This is a genomic window from Serratia fonticola, from assembly GCF_001006005.1.
Classification (GTDB): domain Bacteria; phylum Pseudomonadota; class Gammaproteobacteria; order Enterobacterales; family Enterobacteriaceae; genus Chania; species Chania fonticola.
The window spans coordinates 3,633,570-3,649,862 of the sequence record NZ_CP011254.1; the positions used below are offsets into that span (position 1 = coordinate 3,633,570).

The 16,293-nt window shown below is 55.3% G+C and carries 16 protein-coding genes; 8 read left to right on the forward strand and 8 right to left on the reverse strand.

The annotated features are described in order from the left end of the window. Positions 1-82 precede the first annotated feature (82 nt). Genes dld through WN53_RS16250 form a run of 3 tightly spaced genes read right to left on the reverse strand, consistent with a single transcriptional unit; the run spans position 83 to position 2,818 of the window. Positions 83-1,780, reverse strand: a complete 1,698-nt coding sequence (gene dld / locus WN53_RS16240; protein ID WP_099049966.1) for a D-lactate dehydrogenase — start codon at positions 1,778-1,780, stop codon at positions 83-85. 43 nt (positions 1,781-1,823) lie between these two features. Further along, on the reverse strand, positions 1,824-2,618 hold the full coding sequence (gene map, locus WN53_RS16245) for a type I methionyl aminopeptidase (protein ID WP_024487122.1): 795 nt from the start codon (positions 2,616-2,618) through the stop codon (positions 1,824-1,826). Further along, positions 2,615-2,818, reverse strand: coding sequence for a ParD-like family protein (locus WN53_RS16250; protein ID WP_024527427.1), 204 nt, complete (start codon positions 2,816-2,818; stop codon positions 2,615-2,617). Before WN53_RS16250 ends, map begins: the two co-directional genes overlap by 4 nt. Before the next feature lie 171 nt (positions 2,819-2,989). On the opposite strand from WN53_RS16250, the gene ddlA reads away from it, so the two are divergent. Then, positions 2,990-4,096 carry a D-alanine--D-alanine ligase gene (ddlA, locus tag WN53_RS16255; RefSeq protein WP_024486872.1) on the forward strand — a complete coding sequence of 369 codons (1,107 nt, stop codon included), beginning with the start codon at positions 2,990-2,992 and terminating at the stop codon, positions 4,094-4,096. 51 nt (positions 4,097-4,147) lie between these two features. Here the strand turns inward: ddlA and WN53_RS16260 are convergent, their stop codons facing one another. Beyond that, the gene (locus WN53_RS16260; protein ID WP_024486873.1) at positions 4,148-4,930 is read right to left on the reverse strand and encodes an ABC transporter substrate-binding protein; all 783 of its coding nucleotides are present in this window, start codon (positions 4,928-4,930) and stop codon (positions 4,148-4,150) included. A 33-nt stretch (positions 4,931-4,963) separates the two neighbouring features. Beyond that, positions 4,964-6,118, reverse strand: coding sequence for a pyridoxal phosphate-dependent aminotransferase (locus WN53_RS16265; RefSeq protein ID WP_024486874.1), 1,155 nt, complete (start codon positions 6,116-6,118; stop codon positions 4,964-4,966). 139 nt (positions 6,119-6,257) lie between these two features. Here WN53_RS16265 and WN53_RS16270 point away from each other — a divergent pair, with 139 nt between their 5' ends. The 7 genes from WN53_RS16270 to WN53_RS16300 all read left to right on the forward strand — a co-directional run bounded on the left by WN53_RS16270 (position 6,258) and on the right by WN53_RS16300 (position 14,358). Next, complete coding sequence (locus WN53_RS16270; RefSeq protein WP_024486875.1) at positions 6,258-7,184, forward strand: LysR substrate-binding domain-containing protein; 927 nt, start codon at positions 6,258-6,260, stop codon at positions 7,182-7,184. Between the two features lie 96 nt (positions 7,185-7,280). Beyond that, positions 7,281-9,578 carry a beta-glucosidase BglX gene (gene bglX, locus WN53_RS16275; RefSeq protein WP_046808108.1) on the forward strand — a complete coding sequence of 766 codons (2,298 nt, stop codon included), beginning with the start codon at positions 7,281-7,283 and terminating at the stop codon, positions 9,576-9,578. A gap of 225 nt (positions 9,579-9,803) precedes the next feature. Then, positions 9,804-10,727 (forward strand): DUF7916 family protein, encoded by a 924-nt coding sequence (locus WN53_RS16280; RefSeq protein ID WP_024485363.1) that lies wholly within the window; start codon positions 9,804-9,806, stop codon positions 10,725-10,727. Positions 10,728-10,826: 99 nt separating this feature from the next. Continuing rightward, positions 10,827-11,867, forward strand: coding sequence for an ABC transporter substrate-binding protein (locus WN53_RS16285; protein ID WP_024485362.1), 1,041 nt, complete (start codon positions 10,827-10,829; stop codon positions 11,865-11,867). After that, positions 11,864-12,862 carry a FecCD family ABC transporter permease gene (locus WN53_RS16290; protein WP_024485361.1) on the forward strand — a complete coding sequence of 333 codons (999 nt, stop codon included), beginning with the start codon at positions 11,864-11,866 and terminating at the stop codon, positions 12,860-12,862. The genes WN53_RS16285 and WN53_RS16290 overlap by 4 nt, the downstream gene beginning before the upstream one ends. Continuing rightward, positions 12,855-13,634 carry an ABC transporter ATP-binding protein gene (locus WN53_RS16295; protein WP_024485360.1) on the forward strand — a complete coding sequence of 260 codons (780 nt, stop codon included), beginning with the start codon at positions 12,855-12,857 and terminating at the stop codon, positions 13,632-13,634. The genes WN53_RS16290 and WN53_RS16295 overlap by 8 nt, the downstream gene beginning before the upstream one ends. Further along, entirely contained in the window at positions 13,627-14,358 is a 732-nt protein-coding gene (locus WN53_RS16300; RefSeq protein ID WP_024485359.1) for a substrate-binding domain-containing protein, read from the forward strand. Before WN53_RS16295 ends, WN53_RS16300 begins: the two co-directional genes overlap by 8 nt. Before the next feature lie 121 nt (positions 14,359-14,479). On the opposite strand, the gene WN53_RS16305 is transcribed toward WN53_RS16300, so the two are convergent. From WN53_RS16305 to yajD, 3 genes are all read right to left on the reverse strand, one after another. Next, positions 14,480-14,785, reverse strand: coding sequence for a hypothetical protein (locus WN53_RS16305; protein ID WP_024485358.1), 306 nt, complete (start codon positions 14,783-14,785; stop codon positions 14,480-14,482). Continuing rightward, on the reverse strand, positions 14,782-15,417 hold the full coding sequence (locus WN53_RS16310; protein ID WP_024485357.1) for a division plane positioning ATPase MipZ: 636 nt from the start codon (positions 15,415-15,417) through the stop codon (positions 14,782-14,784). Before WN53_RS16310 ends, WN53_RS16305 begins: the two co-directional genes overlap by 4 nt. Positions 15,418-15,938: 521 nt before the next feature. Further along, positions 15,939-16,280 (reverse strand): HNH nuclease YajD, encoded by a 342-nt coding sequence (gene yajD, locus WN53_RS16315; protein ID WP_021180444.1) that lies wholly within the window; start codon positions 16,278-16,280, stop codon positions 15,939-15,941. Positions 16,281-16,293 lie beyond the last annotated feature (13 nt).

Here is a 16,293-nt window from a genome sequence, read left to right on the forward strand (position 1 = left end):
GCCTTTGCCCCCAAAAGGGCAAGCTCTACCAGCTCCCTCTCCCTGTGAGAGAGGGTTGGGGTGAGGGGGGTAGAATAAAATGTTACTGAATGTTATTACCCCAGTGTTTTTGCTTGCTGGTTTTGCCAATGCCGGGATTAAAACTGTTGGTGGGATCGGCATTCTGATAGAACGCCTGCAAATCCGGCTTGGCATGATACAGATGGCCGACGTTGTGCTCGGCCGGATACTCCGCACCACGCTGATTGAGGATCGCCAACATCTGTTCTTTCAGCGCATGGCTGTCCGCGCCTTTTTTCACCACATAATCCTGGTGGAACACGTGGCACATAAAGTGGCCGTAATACAGCTTGTGCACCAACTGGTTGTCGATCTCCGGCGGCAGAGTTTCAAACCACTCGGTATCGTTGCGGCGCAGGGCGATATCCAGCGCCAGAATGTCCTCGACCTGATCGGCATGTACCGCGTGATAGCGCACGGCGGCGCCCGCTGCGGCAAAGCGGTGCAGGAACGCTTTCTTGCCTTCTTCAGGCGTACAGACGAAAAAGTCACCTTCGGCCTGGGCAAAGTAGCTTTTCAGATACTGTTCGGCCTCTGCCACACCCGGTCCGGCCATTTTCAGCAGCAGGTGGTGTTCAAAGCGTTGGCGATATTCTTTCATGCGCGGCGGCAGATGGTTAGGGGCCAGCTTGCTCAGCTTCTGCATCAGGTTATCGGTGAGGTTGTGCGGTATCAGTGGCAGTTTGTTCAGCGTGGCATCCACCCGGCCTTTCAGGGTGAAGAAGCGCGGCATTTGGTCGGTGCCCAGCTTGTCGATCATCATAAAGGTGTCTTTGCCATACACCTCGGCGATATCGAAAATATCGCGGTGCATATATTCCCCGGCCACCGGCAGATTTTCAAACTGGCTAAGCATATGGCGGCGCAACTCGGTTAATACTGCGGTGTCGTTGGTGCCGATATAGAACACCTGCTCTTTATCTTCTTTGGCAAAGGTGTCCAGACGTACCGCAAACACCGCCAGCTTACCGGCACAGCCGGAAGCTTCAAACAGGCGGCGTTTATCGGCGTTAAAGCGGGAAGGGGTATCGGCATCGACATCGCGCACCCGGCTGGCGTATTCGTTGTCCGAAGCGCGCAGCTCGCCATGTTCAACATCGGTTGGTCGGTAATCGCCCTTTTCCAACCGCGTAAGGATCTCTTCCGGCGTATCGCCCAGGTTAATCCCCAGATGATTGACCAACCGTAACTGACCATCGGCGTCCAGCTTGGCGTACAGCGCCATTTCGGTATAGGCCGGGCCGCGTTTGACCAGCGCCCCCCCGGAGTTGTTGCATATGCCACCGATCACCGAAGCACCAATGCATGAAGAGCCGATCACCGAATGTGGTTCACGGCCATAAGGTTTCAACAGCCTTTCCAGCTTATTGAGCGTGCTGCCGGGGAAGCCGACTACCTGCTTGCCGTTATCCAACACCTGAATATGATCGAGCCGTAAGGTGCTGACAATCACAATCTCACGGTCATAATCCTGGCCGCTGGGGGTAGAGCCTTCGGTCAAGCCGGTGTTGGCTGCCTGCATAATCACAATCTTATCGGCGGCGACGCAGGCTTGCAGGATCTGCCACAGTTGCAGCAGACGGGTAGGGAACACTACGGCCAATGCCTTGCCACCGCCGGAGCGGAAACCTTTGCGATAACGTTCGGTGCTACGCTCGCCGGTCAGCACTTGCGCGTTGCCAACGATATTCTTCAACTGAGTGATAAATGCCTGCGTCATGCCCATCTCCATGTCCCCGCCTGGCTGCAACGGGGTTTAATGTTTAATAGCGTTCCTGATATCCCGCCTCACGTTCTTCTGCGCGCAACGTCAGGATCTCCACGCCGTCAGCGGTAACTGCCACGGTGTGCTCCCATTGGGCGGAAAGCTTTTTATCGCGGGTGACCACGGTCCAGCCATCTTTCTTCTGTTTGATGCGGTGGTCGCCTTGGTTAATCATCGGTTCGATGGTAAACACCATCCCTTCCTGCAACACCGTACCGGTGCCTGGCTGGCCGAAGTGTAGCACCGCTGGGCCTTCGTGCATTTCACGGCCAATGCCATGCCCACAATATTCCCGTACTACGCTGTAACCGGCCTGCTCTGCATGTTGCTGTATGGCGTGGCCGATGTCACCTAGCGTAGCACCGGGTTTCACAGCCCGAATGCCTTGCCACATTGACTCGTAGACATTGTTGACCAGGCGCTTGGCGAGCGGGGTGGTTTGACCGATGCAGTACATCTTGCTGGAATCGGCAATAAAGCCATTATTTTCCAAGGTGATATCGACATTGACGATCATCCCGGAACGCAGAATTTTGCTGGCCGATGGGATGCCGTGGCAGATCACTTCGTCGATCGAGGTATTGAGCACGTAGGGGAAATCATACTGGCCCTTGCTGGCAGGGCGCGATTTCAGCTCATTGACGATAAAGGCTTCGGTACGGTCATTGATCTCCATGGTGGTGATCCCTTCGCAGATCACCTCATCGAGCATGGCAAACACCTTGGCCAGCAGCGCGCCGGAGTGGCGCATGATGGCTATCTCCTGCGGCGTTTTAATCACAATATCTTTCACCCAACAATCTCCTTCAGCGTCAGCGCGTTATCTTTCATCATTTTCTTTACCAGTTGCGGATAGGTCAGCTCCGGGTTCAGCTCTGCCAGCATACCGATCCTGATCCAGTGTTCCGCCTGTGCGTTAATAGAACGCGACATGGTCAGGCTGGCGAGCCTGAGATCGTCATGTAGCGTCTCCGAGATTTTTACGATCCCCATAGCAGACTCCGTAAGCGAACAATATACGGAGTGTATACGTTTTGGATGCTGTGGGTTTGGCATTCTGTGGCGCAGGCATTTTAGGCCGAATGGTCATTGCCGGGGTCGCACAATGCGTTTATTGTGATCGTCGGCTTTGTTGCCATGACTTTTTTAAGAAGGATTTAGGGCGTGACTAAACTACGTGTTGGGGTGATCTTTGGGGGCAAATCGGCGGAGCATGAGGTTTCGCTGCAGTCGGCAAAAAATATTCTGGATGCCATCGACAAAGAGAAGTTTGACGTCACGCTGCTGGGCATTGATAAGCAGGGGCAGTGGCACCTTAACGATGCCTCCAACTTCCTGTTGAATGCGGAAAACCCGGCGTTGATCGCGCTGAACCACTCGAATAAAAACGTGGCGCTGGTCCCTGGGTATGAGAAACAGCAACTGATAGAGGCTGATGGGGCCGGTGCGCTGGGCCAGCTCGACGTGGTGTTCCCGATCGTCCATGGCACCTTGGGGGAGGATGGCTCGCTGCAAGGGCTACTGCGGATGGCAAATATGCCGTTCGTAGGAGCGGGCGTGTTGGGCTCTGCCGTCAGCATGGACAAAGACGTGACCAAACGCCTGCTGCGGGATGCTGGGCTGGCAGTAGCCCCGTTCGTCACGTTAACGCGTTCCAACCGCAACAAGTACGGTTTTGCGCAATTAAGTGAAAGCCTGGGGTTACCGCTGTTTGTTAAACCGGCGAACCAGGGTTCCTCCGTTGGCGTCAGTAAGGTACATAACCAGGCTGAGTTCGAGCAGGCTATCGCCCTGGCATTCAGTTTCGACCATAAAGTGCTGGTGGAGTCGGCTATTGTGGGCCGTGAGATCGAATGCGCGGTATTGGGCAACGATAATCCACAGGCCAGCGTCTGTGGCGAAATCATCCTTAGCGATGAGTTCTACTCTTACGACACCAAGTACATTAATGAGCAGGGCGCTCAGGTGGTGGTACCGGCGGCGATCGATCAGGAAGTCAGCGATAAAATCCGCGAAGTGGCATTGCAAGCCTTCAAGGCGCTGGATTGCTTGGGTATGGCGCGCGTCGACGTATTCCTGACGCCGGATAATAACGTGATTATCAACGAGATTAATACGTTGCCTGGCTTCACCAATATCAGCATGTATCCAAAACTGTGGGGAGCCAGCGGGGTGAGCTATACCCAGTTGATCACCGCGTTGATTGAGCTGGCTCTTGAGCGCCATCAGCAAGATCGCGGGCTGAACAGCTCGGTGTTTGACAGCAAGTAAATGGTGTTTTCCTGGCACTCTCCGAGTTGAAGAGTGCCAGAAGACAACGGTTTATTTCACCGTCACATCGATATCGCCAAAATACTTCTTGGACAGTTCGCCAATGGTGCCTTGCTGCTTCACCTTGGCGATGGCTTCGTTGAGCTTTTTCAGCGTCGCGGTGTCGTCTTTACGCAGACCGAAGGCGATGCCTTCACCCAGGATTTTATCGTCCTGTACCGCATCACCAACAAATGCGAAGCCTTTACCATCTGGATGAGCCAGGAAACCGCTCTGCCCGGCAGGGGCCATGATCAAGGTGGCATCCAGGCGGCCAGCGGTCAGATCCAGATAGACCTGGTTTTGATCCTGATAGGATACGACATCAACCCCTTCCGGTGCCCAGTGTGCCTTGGCATAGTTTTCCTGAATGGAACCCTGCAACACGCCGACGTGTTTCCCCGCCAGCGATTTGGCATCGGGTTTCAGGCCGCTGTCGGCCTTGGCAATCAGGCGGTTTGGCACCTGATAAATCGAATCGGTAAACGCAATCGCCTGCCTACGCTGCTCGGTGACGTTCATCGCCGAGTTAATCACGTCAAATTTGCGGGCCTGTAGTGCCGGGATCAGGCTGTCGAACGAGGTTTCTACCCAGCTGCATTTGACCTGTGCGGCGGCGCACACGGCGTTACCCAGATCGATATCAAACCCTTCCAACTGGCCGCTGGCGGATTTGGACTCGAAAGGCGGGTATAGCGCTTCAAGGCCAAAACGCAGGCTATTCTCTGCCGCCAGTGTGGAACCGGCTGCCAGTAAACATCCCGCCGCGATCAGCGTTTTCAGTGTTTTTTTCATTGTTGTTGCTTCCCCATGGTAAAAATCAATGGATCACACCAGACACAGTCGGCGAGCGCCTTCCTGCAGGGTGTCATTATCTTTCGAGAAACTAAGCCGGATAATGCCGGTATTGGTGCCGTCGCTGTAAAACGCCGACAGCGGGATGGTTGCCACCTTGGCTTCGCGGATCAAGCGCACCGCAAAGTCGTTGTCGCTTTCATTACTGAAACCGCTAAAGCGGGCCAGCATAAAGAAGCTGCCACGGCTGGGCAGTAACTCAAAGCGTGATTTTTGCAACGCGGCTGCCAGCAGATCGCGTTTTTGCTGGTAAAACTCCGCCAACCCCAGGTAGCTCTGTGGATTATTCAGCGCGGTGGCAAAGGCATATTGCATCGGCGTATCGGCAGAGAACACCATAAATTGGTGCACCTTGCGGATTTCATCCATCAGCGCTGCCGGTGCCATGCAGTAACCGACGCGCCAGCCGGTAACGTGATAGGTCTTGCCAAAGGAAGAGACGATCACGCTGCGCTCTGCCAGAGCGGGATGGCAGGCCATGCTGTGGTGAATGCCGCCGTCGAAGACCACGTGCTCATATACTTCATCGGAAAGAATGACGATATCGGTATTGCGGGTCAGGGCGGTCAGGCGCTCGATATCGTGTTCATCGAATACGCTGCCGGTAGGGTTGTGCGGGCTGTTGACGATGATCATGCGGGTTTTGCTGTTGATTGCCGCCGCCACCTCATTCCAGTCGATGGTTAAATCTTGCAGCGAAAGCTTGATGGCAACCGGGGTCGCCCCTTGCAGACGCACAATCGGGGCGTAGCTGTCGAAGGCGGGTTCGAAATAGATCACCTCATCGCCGGGATGCACCAGCGCGCTGATGGCGGAGTACAACCCTTCACTGGCGCTGGCGATCACCGTGATTTCGTCGTCGGCGTCATAGCGGGCGCCATACAGCCGCTCAACTTTTTCCGCCAGTGCATGACGCAGTGCCGCTACGCCGCTCATTGGGGCGTACTGGTTATGACCTGTGCGCATGGCTTGGGCGACGCCTTCGATCAGTTGTATATCGCAGGCAAAATTGGGGGCGCCCTGCGAAAGATTCAGAGCTTGATGTTCGGCGCTCAGTTGGCCAATCACGGTGAAAATGGTAGTGCCAACGTCCGGCAGTTTAGAGCGTTGCGAGCAGGCGCTGTGCATGGGGGCTCCTGGCAAAAGATTCGAGTGTCGAATGATTAAGCATCAGTTAGGATGGGCTAACAAGAGAAAATTCGTCATGCTTGCCATGCAGCCAGATCATGGCTGACAGTGAAAATAAATGCAGGTATCGGGATTTATTATGCAAACATCGCTGCCGTCGCTCGACGTGCTGAAAACCTTTGTGGTGGTCGCTGAGCGTCTCAATTTCACCCATGCCGCCCAGACGCTGCATCTGACGCAGGGTGCGGTCAGCCGCCAGATCCTGGGGTTGGAACAGCAACTGGGTTATCCGCTGTTCAGCCGCCGCGCGCGTGGGCTAACGCTAACGCCACAGGGCGCGCTGCTGTTGGCGCCGGTGCAGCTGGCGTTAGAGCAATTGGCGCAAGCGCTGGCCAAGGCCGGGGAACAGCCGGGTACGCTACGCGTCAAATGCCCAACCTGTGCGATGCGCTGGGTATTGCCGCGTATTATTCGCCTGCAGAATGAACGGCCAGAGATGCATATCGAACTGACCGCGTCGGTGTCGCACGGGCTGGATTTTGGCAGCGAACATTTTGATGCGGCGGTGGTGTTTGGCAAACCTCAGGGCAAACGGCTGGTGGTGCACCATCTGTTTGATGAGATCCTGACGCCGGTCTGCACGCCAAACTATCTGCCCGAGCAGGTTAGGCCACCAGAACCTGCCGATCTGGCGGAGACAACCTTGCTGCATCCCACGCGCGATCGCCGTGATTGGTTGCTATGGTTGAAAGCGGCGGGGCAGGCGGCTTTGCCTTCCGCCAAGTCACAGCATTTTGATACGCTCGATCTGGCGATGAGCGCCGCATTACAGGGCTGTGGTATCGCCATCGGCGATCTGTGCCTGCTGGAGGAGGATATTCAGGCCAATCGCATTATTACGCCGTTCCCGATCAGCGTGGTCAGCGGTGCCGCCTATTATCTGGTTTACCCCGAACATGCGGTGGTGCCTGCGGCTTTAACCCGGCTGGTGGAGTGGCTGGGGGCAGAGGCGCAAGCCAGCCGGACCAGACTGCATCATCTGCTAACAACAACGCAGACGAATTGATTCTGCAAACAAAAAGAGTATGGCAAACTGCGTGCTCACATCTATTAATGCCTCCTGGCCGACATTGCTGGCGGGGACGTGCCTGAGAATCAAACTATGAAATGGCTTTGTGTGGTGAGTATGTTGTCCGGCCTGGCTATCAGCCCGGTTTTTGCGCAGGAAAGCAGTGCGACCCAAGGGATCTATGCTCAGGAGCGTGATGCCTTTGTCTCCAACCTGATGAAGCAGATGACGCTGGAAGAGAAAATCGGCCAGCTACGTTTGATCAGCGTGGGGCCAGATAACCCGAAAGAGGCCATCCGTGATGGTATCAGCAAAGGCCAGATCGGGGCGATCTTCAACACCGTGACCCGGCCAGATATCCGCGTAATGCAGGATCAGGCCATGCAGCTCAGTCGCCTGAAGATCCCACTGTTTTTTGCTTATGACGTGGTCCACGGCCAGCGTACCGTGTTCCCGATCAGCCTGGGGCTGGCGGCGAGCTTTGATCTGGAGGCTATCGCCCTGAGCGGGCGTGTTTCAGCGCAGGAAGCCAGTGATGACGGCCTGAACATGACCTTCTCGCCGATGGTGGATATTACCCGCGATCCGCGTTGGGGCCGGGTCTCTGAAGGGTTTGGAGAGGATACCTGGCTGGTATCGAAGATTGCCAAAGTGATGGTGGATGCTTACCAGAATGGCGATCCGTCCAAGCCGGGTTCGGTGATGGCCAGCGTGAAGCACTTTGCCCTGTATGGCGCAGTTGAAGGGGGCCGTGACTACAACACCGTTGATATGAGCCCGTTGCGTATGCATCAGGATTACCTGCCGCCGTATAAGGCGGCGGTAGATGCTGGTAGCGGTGGCGTGATGGTTTCGCTTAACTCAATCAACGGCGTACCAGCGACGGCCAACCCATGGCTGCTGAAAGATCTGCTGCGTGACCAGTGGGGCTTCAAAGGCATCACCATCAGCGATCACGGCGCGATTAAAGAGTTGATTAAGCATGGCGTGGCTCAGGATGCGCGTGATGCGGTGCGTTTGGCGATCACCTCCGGCGTCGATATGAGCATGAGCGACGAGTATTACGACCAATACTTGCCGGGGCTGGTGAAGGAAGGTCTGGTTGCTGAAAGCGAGATCGACCGGGCCTGCCGTGACGTGCTGAACACCAAATATGATATGGGCCTGTTTAAAGATCCGTATAACCACCTCGGTCCGGTAGGCTCCGACCTGCAGGATACCAATGCCGAAAGCCGTCTGCACCGTGCGGAAGCCCGCGTGATTGCCCGCAAGACCATGGTGTTGCTGAAAAATGACAAGCAGACGTTGCCATTGCAAAAGCAGGGCACCATTGCGTTGATCGGGCCGATGGCCGACAGCCAGCGCGATATCATGGGGAGCTGGTCGGCAGCAGGCGTGGTGAAGCAGTCGATCACCGTGCGTGAAGGGTTGCAGAATGCGGTGGGCGATAAGGCCAGCATCCTGTACGCCAAAGGGGCCAACATTACTCAGGACAAGAGCATTGTTGATTATCTGAACGAGTATGAAACTGCGGTGGCCTTTGATACGCGTTCGCCACAACAGATGATCGATGAAGCGGTAAAGATCGCTAAACAGGCCGATGTGGTCGTGGCGGTAGTGGGTGAGGCGCAGGGAATGGCTCATGAAGCCTCCAGCCGGGCGGATATCACCATTCCACAAAGCCAGCGTGACCTGATCGCGGCGTTAAAAGCCACCGGTAAACCGCTGGTTCTGGTGCTGATGAATGGTCGTCCGTTGGCCTTGAGCTGGGAAAGTGAACAGGCAGATGCGATGCTGGAAACCTGGTACAGCGGCACCGAAGGTGGGAATGCCATCGCCGACGTGCTGTTTGGTGACTACAACCCTTCCGGCAAGCTGCCAATGACCTTCCCGCGTTCGGTGGGGCAGATCCCGATTTACTACAACCATCTCAACACTGGCCGACCGTTCGGCAAGGAAAACCCGGGCAAGTACACCTCGCGTTACTTTGATTCGCCGAATGGCCCGCTGTATCCGTTTGGGTATGGTCTGAGCTATAGCCAGTTTGCCCTGTCGGACTTCAAGCTCTCCAGCCCAGAGATGGCGCGCGACGGCAAAATTACCGCCAGCGTGATGCTGAAAAACACCGGTAAATATAACGGTGCCACCGTGGTACAGCTGTATGTGCAGGATGTGACCGCCTCGGTCAGCCGCCCGATCAAGGAGCTGCGTAACTTCAAGAAGGTGACGTTGCGTGCCGGGCAGGAACAGCGGGTGGAATTACCGATTACCGAGGACGATTTGAAGTTTTATAACGCCAGCCTGAAATGGGGCGCGGAGCCGGGTAAATTCAACGTGTTTGTTGGCCTGGATTCGGACAACCTGCAACAGCAGAGCTTTACCCTGAAATAAGTTTGTGAGCGTTTACTTTCGCTGTTTTCCCCTCACCCCAACCCTCTCCCACAGGGAGAGGGAGCCGAAACGGTGTTGTGGTCAGGACGGCGTAGGGGCGCCGCATGCTGCGCCCGTTTAACGTATTCGGTGTTGAGGTCAGACGCAGGAGGCGGTTTTTAGTTCGGACAGTCCCCCTCGTAAAACGCCAAGCAGCACACAGAAAAAATCACCGGAGATTGCACCATGAAAAGATATCTGGACTGTAGCGCCAGCGATCTGGCCAACATCAGCAAAGACGATCTGATCTACGCCATCCGTGCCAGCGAAGGGCGCATTCTGGTCAGTGAGACCATTGCGGTAACCCAGCCGCTGCTCAATAACGTCACCAATGCCGAACTGGCTGCCAGCCAGGGGGCCGACATCCTGCTACTGAACCTGTTTGATGTCAATCAGCCGCACATTGCCGGGCTGCCTGCCGATGTACCACCAGAAGAAGCCATACGCGAACTGCAACGGCTGACCGGGCGCGTCATCGGGGTCAATCTGGAAGCCGTCGATCCGGCGTTTGCCACCACGCACAATGAGTTTTGGCAGATGACAGCGGGGCGCGCGGCCACGGCGGAAAACGCCCGAAAACTGTATGAGCTTGGCGCTCGCATGGTGGTCTTGACCGGTAACCCGAATAACGGCGTCAGCAACCAGGCCATCGCCGAGGCGCTGAAGCACATTCGTGACGAAGTGGGCGATAAGCTGGTGCTGGTGACCGGGAAAATGCACGGCGCAGGGATTGTGCGTGAAAGCGGCAGTCAGTTGATCACCGAACAAGATATTGCGCTGTTTATTGAAAACGGGGCTGACATTGTTCTATTACCTGCACCGGGCACCATCCCCGGAATGTCGCAGGAAAAGGTCGCCGAGCTGATTACGTTTACTCAGCAACAGGGCGCGCTGGCGATGACCGCTATCGGCACTTCTCAGGAGGGGGCCGATGTGCAAACCATTCGCCAGATTGCCCTGATGAGCAAAATGGCCGGAGCCGATCTGCACCATATTGGCGATACCGGCTATCTTGGCTTGGCGTTACCGGAGAATATCTTTGCCTACAGCGTGGCGATCCGCGGTGTACGCCACACCTATACCCGCATAGCTCGCTCCGTTAACCGCTAGCAATTTCCCTTTTCAACGCGTTGTTTGATCCGGCAGATTGTTTCATTGTGGTTATCGCTATATTATTTTGTATATAACGACAGTCCACCGGAAACTCCCATGTTCAAACGCCTATTACTGCTTGCTCTTCTTTTCTCATCCGCCGCCTTGGCGGATCGCCAGGTCACCGATCAACTCAACCGCACCGTCACGCTGCCGGACCACATTACCCGTGCCGTGGTGCTACAACATCAGACGTTAAACCTGCTGGTACAACTAGACGCCATGCCGCAGGTGGTTGGCGTGCTCAGCAGTTGGCAGAAACAGCTCGGGCCGAACTATTTACGGCTGGCTCCCAGCCTGGCCAAGATGCCCATGCCGGGCGATCTTACGGCGGTCAATATTGAAAGCCTGCTGGCTCTGCACCCGCAGGTAGTGTTTGTGGCCAACTATGCCCCGGCGGATATGATCGCCCAGATCGAGCAGGCAGGTATTCCGGTGGTGGCAATCTCGCTGCGCCGTGAACCGGCGGCTCAGGCTGGGAAAATCAATCCGGTACTAGAAAATGAAGATCGGGTTTATAACCTTGGCCTGCAGGATGGTATTCGCCTGATTGGCAAGGTGATGGGCCGCGAGGCACAGGCGGATGCGATGGTGAAAGATGTTTTCCAACAGCGCGCGTTGGTGGCCAAGCGTCTGCAGGATATCCCAGAGGATCAACGGGTGCGGGTCTATATGGCCAACCCGGATCTCACTACTTACGGTTCGGGTAAATACACCGGCCTGATGATGCAACATGCCGGTGCCGTGAACGTCGCGGCCAAAGACATTCAGGGTTTTAAGCAGATTTCCATCGAAGACGTGCTGAAGTGGAACCCGGCGGTGATCTTTGTGCAGGAACGTTATCCCGACGTGGTGCAGCAGATCCTCACCTCGCCACAGTGGCAGCCGATCGAGGCGGTGAAACACAAACGGGTTTACCTGATGCCGGAATATGCCAAAGCCTGGGGCTACCCAATGCCGGAAGCACTGGCGCTTGGGGAATTGTGGATGGCAAAAACGCTCTACCCACAGCGTTTCACCGATGTTGATCTGCAACAGCACGTAGACAACTACTACCAACGCTATTACCGCGCCAGTTGCTGCCAGAGCGGCAAATGAAACTGGGGTTGTTGCTCCTGCTCACCGCCTGCTGCGCATTGCTCTCCCTGGGTTTTGGCCGCTATCCGGTTACGGCTGGTCATAGCCTGATGATTTTGTTGGAACCGATTATAGGCCAGCATGCAGATATCACGGAGATCGAACGGCAGGTGATCCTCGGCGTGCGTGTGCCACGCGTGCTGTTGGCGATGGGGGCGGGCTCGGCTTTGGCGCTGTGTGGGGCGGCCTTGCAAGGGGTCTTTCGTAACCCGTTGGTCGATCCACATATTATTGGAGTTTCTTCTGGAGCCGCTTTTGGCGGCACCTTGGCGATCCTGCTTGGCCTGCCGGTATTGATGCTGTTGCTGAGTGCCTTCGTCTTTGGCATGTTGGCGCTGTTGCTGATTTTTGCCATCACCAGCGCCGTTGCCCGGAGGAATATTCTTTCTTTGGTGCTGGCCGGGGTGATCCTCAGCGGCTTCTTTTCTGCCTGCGTCAGCCTGGTGCAGTATCTGGCCGATAGCGAAGAGAAGCTGCCCAGCATCGTGTTCTGGCTGCTAGGCAGCTTTGCCACGGCGGATAGCCATAAGTTGCTGATGTTGTTCCTGCCGCTACTGCTGGCCGGTGGCCTGTTATTGGCACTGCGTTGGCGTATTAACCTGCTTTCTTTGGGAGATGAGGATGCGGCTGCATTAGGGATTAACGTTGAACGCACCCGTTGGCTGATTTTGACGCTGTGCGCGGTGATTGTGGCAGCACAGGTGGCAGTCAGCGGCAGTATTGGCTGGGTGGGGTTGCTGATCCCGCATCTGGCCCGCCTGCTGGTGGGGCCGGACCATCGGCGTTTATTACCTGCAGCTATGTGCCTTGGGGCGCTATATATGGTGCTGATCGACGATTTGGCGCGCACCTTAAGCAGCAGTGAAATTCCTCTGGGTATTCTCACCGCTCTGATCGGCGCTCCTTTGTTTGCCTTGCTGCTACGGCGTGCGCAGGTAAGGGGCTGGAATGGTTGAAACGCTGCTACAGGTCAGCAACCTGAGCTTTGGCTGGCCAGGACAACCCAAGTTGTTCCAACAACTTGATTTGCAGTTACAGCGGGGGGAAGTGCTGGCGGTGCTTGGCCCCAACGGGCGTGGCAAAAGCACCTTGATGCAACTCTTGTTGGGCACTTTGCCGTTACAGCAAGGGAGCGTTGTCGCCCATTGCGGATTAGGGTTTGTGCCGCAGTATTTCACGCCGCCCTTTGCCTACAAGGTGTTGGATATTGTGTTGATGGGCCGGGCTCGGCATGTAGGGCTGTTTCGTGCCCCTTCGGCTGAGGATCATCAGTTAGCCAAACAGGCCCTTTATTCGCTGGATATGCTGGCATTTGCCGATCGTGAGTTTGGCAGCCTTTCCGGTGGGCAGCGCCAATTGGTGCTGATAGCCCGGGCGTTGGCAATGGCCTGTGAAGTGCTGATCCTCGATGAGCCGACCTCGGCACTGGACTTACACCATCAGGACCGGGTGCTGACCCTGATCGACCAACTGGCGGGTGACCGGCAGATGGCGGTGATATTCTCGACTCACCAACCTAATCATGCTCATGCCGTGGCAGGCCGTGCACTCTTGCTGGGGGCAGAAGGGCGACATCAGTTGGGCAGTTGCCAGCAGGTACTGACGGCAGACAATCTTTCGCCGCTGTTCCATTTGCCGATTGAACGGGTATCCATTCCCTTTGCTGGCAGCCAGTTGGAAACGTTGGTGCCCATCTTCCACAGCCAGCGGGAGCGCAATCGTGAATAACATGACTCTTTTTGCCGCAGGCAGTTTGCGGCTGGCGTTCACTCCGCTGTTGGCGGCGTTTGAGCAGGAGAGCGGTCACCAGGTCGAGGCCACCTTTGGCCCGGCAGGGATGCTGCGGGAACGGATTGAGCGATGGGAAAGGCCGCAGGTGTTTGCCTCTGCCAATCTTGAACATCCACAGCGGCTGGTGGCACTCGATTTTGCGCAGGCGGTACAGCCGTTTACCCGCAATCGCCTATGCGCCACGGTGCGTAATATCCCGGAGTTAACTCAACCGGATTTGCTGACGTTACTGTGTGACCCACAATGGCGTGTCGGCACCTCAACGCCGCTAGCCGATCCTTCCGGTGACTATGCGCAACAGTTGTTCGATCACCTGGAGCGGTTATTGCCGGGGCAGGGGAGCGCATTGCGAAGCCGGGCAGTGGCGCTGGTTGGTGGGCCAGATTCTGCGCCAATACCGGCGGGCCGGTTAGCGGCTGAGTATCTGATTGCAGAAAGTCAGGCGGATATTTTTCTGGGTTATGCCAGCTATGCAGCTGCGCTAGCTGCTTGCCCGCAGGTAAAAGTACGAATGTTACCTGCTGCCCTCGACTTCAAAGTGACCTATGGCCTGTGTCTATTGGATGAAGGTTGTATGGTTGCAGAGGAGTTGGTGGCCTTTATTCTGGGTGTTAGAGGGCAGAGGATTTTACAGCGTATGGGCATGCTGGCGTTAGACTAATGCTTTACTATCAACAACATTAAGTTACTAGCTTAATAATGTAACAGTTTGGTAACTTGCTTATTGAGCTTGCCAGCTTACTCGTTTGTTAACTTGCTAAGCTGGCAATTTATTGAGTTGCTCAGATCTTCTTTAGCAGGGCCAGCAATTGCGCCTCGCTCTTGTCGGCCAAAGTGTCGATGGCTAACTTGATCACATCGGAACGGGTGATGCGCACGATGCCGTTACGCGCCGCATGGCCGATCACTTCGTCGATCATCTCCACATGGTTATCCGTCAGGCTGACGGACAGCGCTTTATAAACGCGCTTACGGCCCTGGGGCTTTTCGGCAACGGCGGCAGGAGCGGGAACAATCAACGTATGTGAAGTGGCGCTGTTGATAAATTCATCTTCCGACATGCGGTGGGTTGGCGTACGTTTTTTCACAGGATCACCTCTGTTACCAGGCTTTCGATTTCGTGCTGCGCTTTTTCATTGTGCGCTTCATGCACGGTTAGCGCTTCGCCCCAGGCATCGCGATAAATTTTGCGATCGCACAGGCGGTTGTTTACCAACTTCAGTTCCGGGTATTCGCTTAGCACTTCGGCCGCTTCGTTGGCTTCGTTAATGAAGATGTTGGTTGGGCACAGGTTGAGCACAATGTGGCCTTTTACCTTTTCATTGTATTCCTGGGCGGTGGAGAACATCTCGGACAGGTAGCCGATAGTATCCAGGTCCATCTGCGAAGGGCGCAACGGCGAGATAAACAGATCGGCGGCCAGCAGCCCGGAGCGTAATTCTGCGCTGTCGCGGCCAGCGGTATCGACAATCACATAATCGTAGTGACGGTTCAGTTCCAGCAGGGTTTCTTTAATCTTGCCTGAGGCAGCCACCACCGGGATCTGCGGAAGCCCTTCGACATTTTGACGGTCGTTGAACCAGGTCATGATGGATTTCTGGTCGTCGGCATCGACGATAATGGCCGTTTTCTTCTGCTGCAGGATCAGATATCCGGCGATGTTTACCGCCATGGTCGATTTGCCGACGCCGCCTTTCTGCGAACCAATCAAAACAATCATGTTGCCATCTCTCAAGTTGCCAAGCGGATAACTTATCAATTAACTAACTTAATAAGTTAATGCGCTTGCTAGGTTGGTAATTAAATGAGTTAACAAGTGCGTATGACGACAATATGCCCCATTGGCAGCGGCTTGCCAAGTAGGTAAAGTCTCAACTTGCGTGTTTATTTGTTTAATAACTTACTAGCTTGATAAGTTTTAATTGAAGGGGAAGGCAGCCAGGATTGATGGTAAAGCTGCTCACCGGGCGCAGCATGCGGCGCCCCTACGGCATAGATTGCGGCTTGGTTGAGGTGTGTTCGTGGATTCTGATAGGTGTTGGGTTTGGCTAAGTTAATAGCTTATCAGGTTGTTATCTTGTGAAGTGAAGAAGGCCGATATTTTCTCACTGGACTCAAAACGTAGGGGCGCTGCATGCTGCGCCCGTCCGGATAATCAATGGTTGGCCAGAGATCGTAGTTTCCCCTCCACCCCCAATTATTGACCCCTACAGTCGCTCCTACTCATGGTGATCTGCGGTCTTATTTTTTCATCATGTTTTTCAGATTGGCGAAGGGGTTATGTGTGGCTAACCCTACGTCTTTCTGTGCATCTTCACCGGCGACCACCGTGGAGCCATACTGATCGGCTTCAGTGTATTTGGAGTGTTCATGATCGTGGCAGTACAGGCACAGCATTTCCCAGTTGCTACCGTCTTCCGGGTTGTTGCTGTGGTCATGATCGATGTGATGCACCGTTAGTTCACGCAGATTGGAGTAAACAAATTCGCGTGAACAGCGCCCGCAGACCCACGGGAAGATTTTCAGTGCTTTTTCGCGGTAACCGGTTTCCAGTCTCGCGTAGTTTTTTGGAATGTATGCCATGTGGGCACCTACT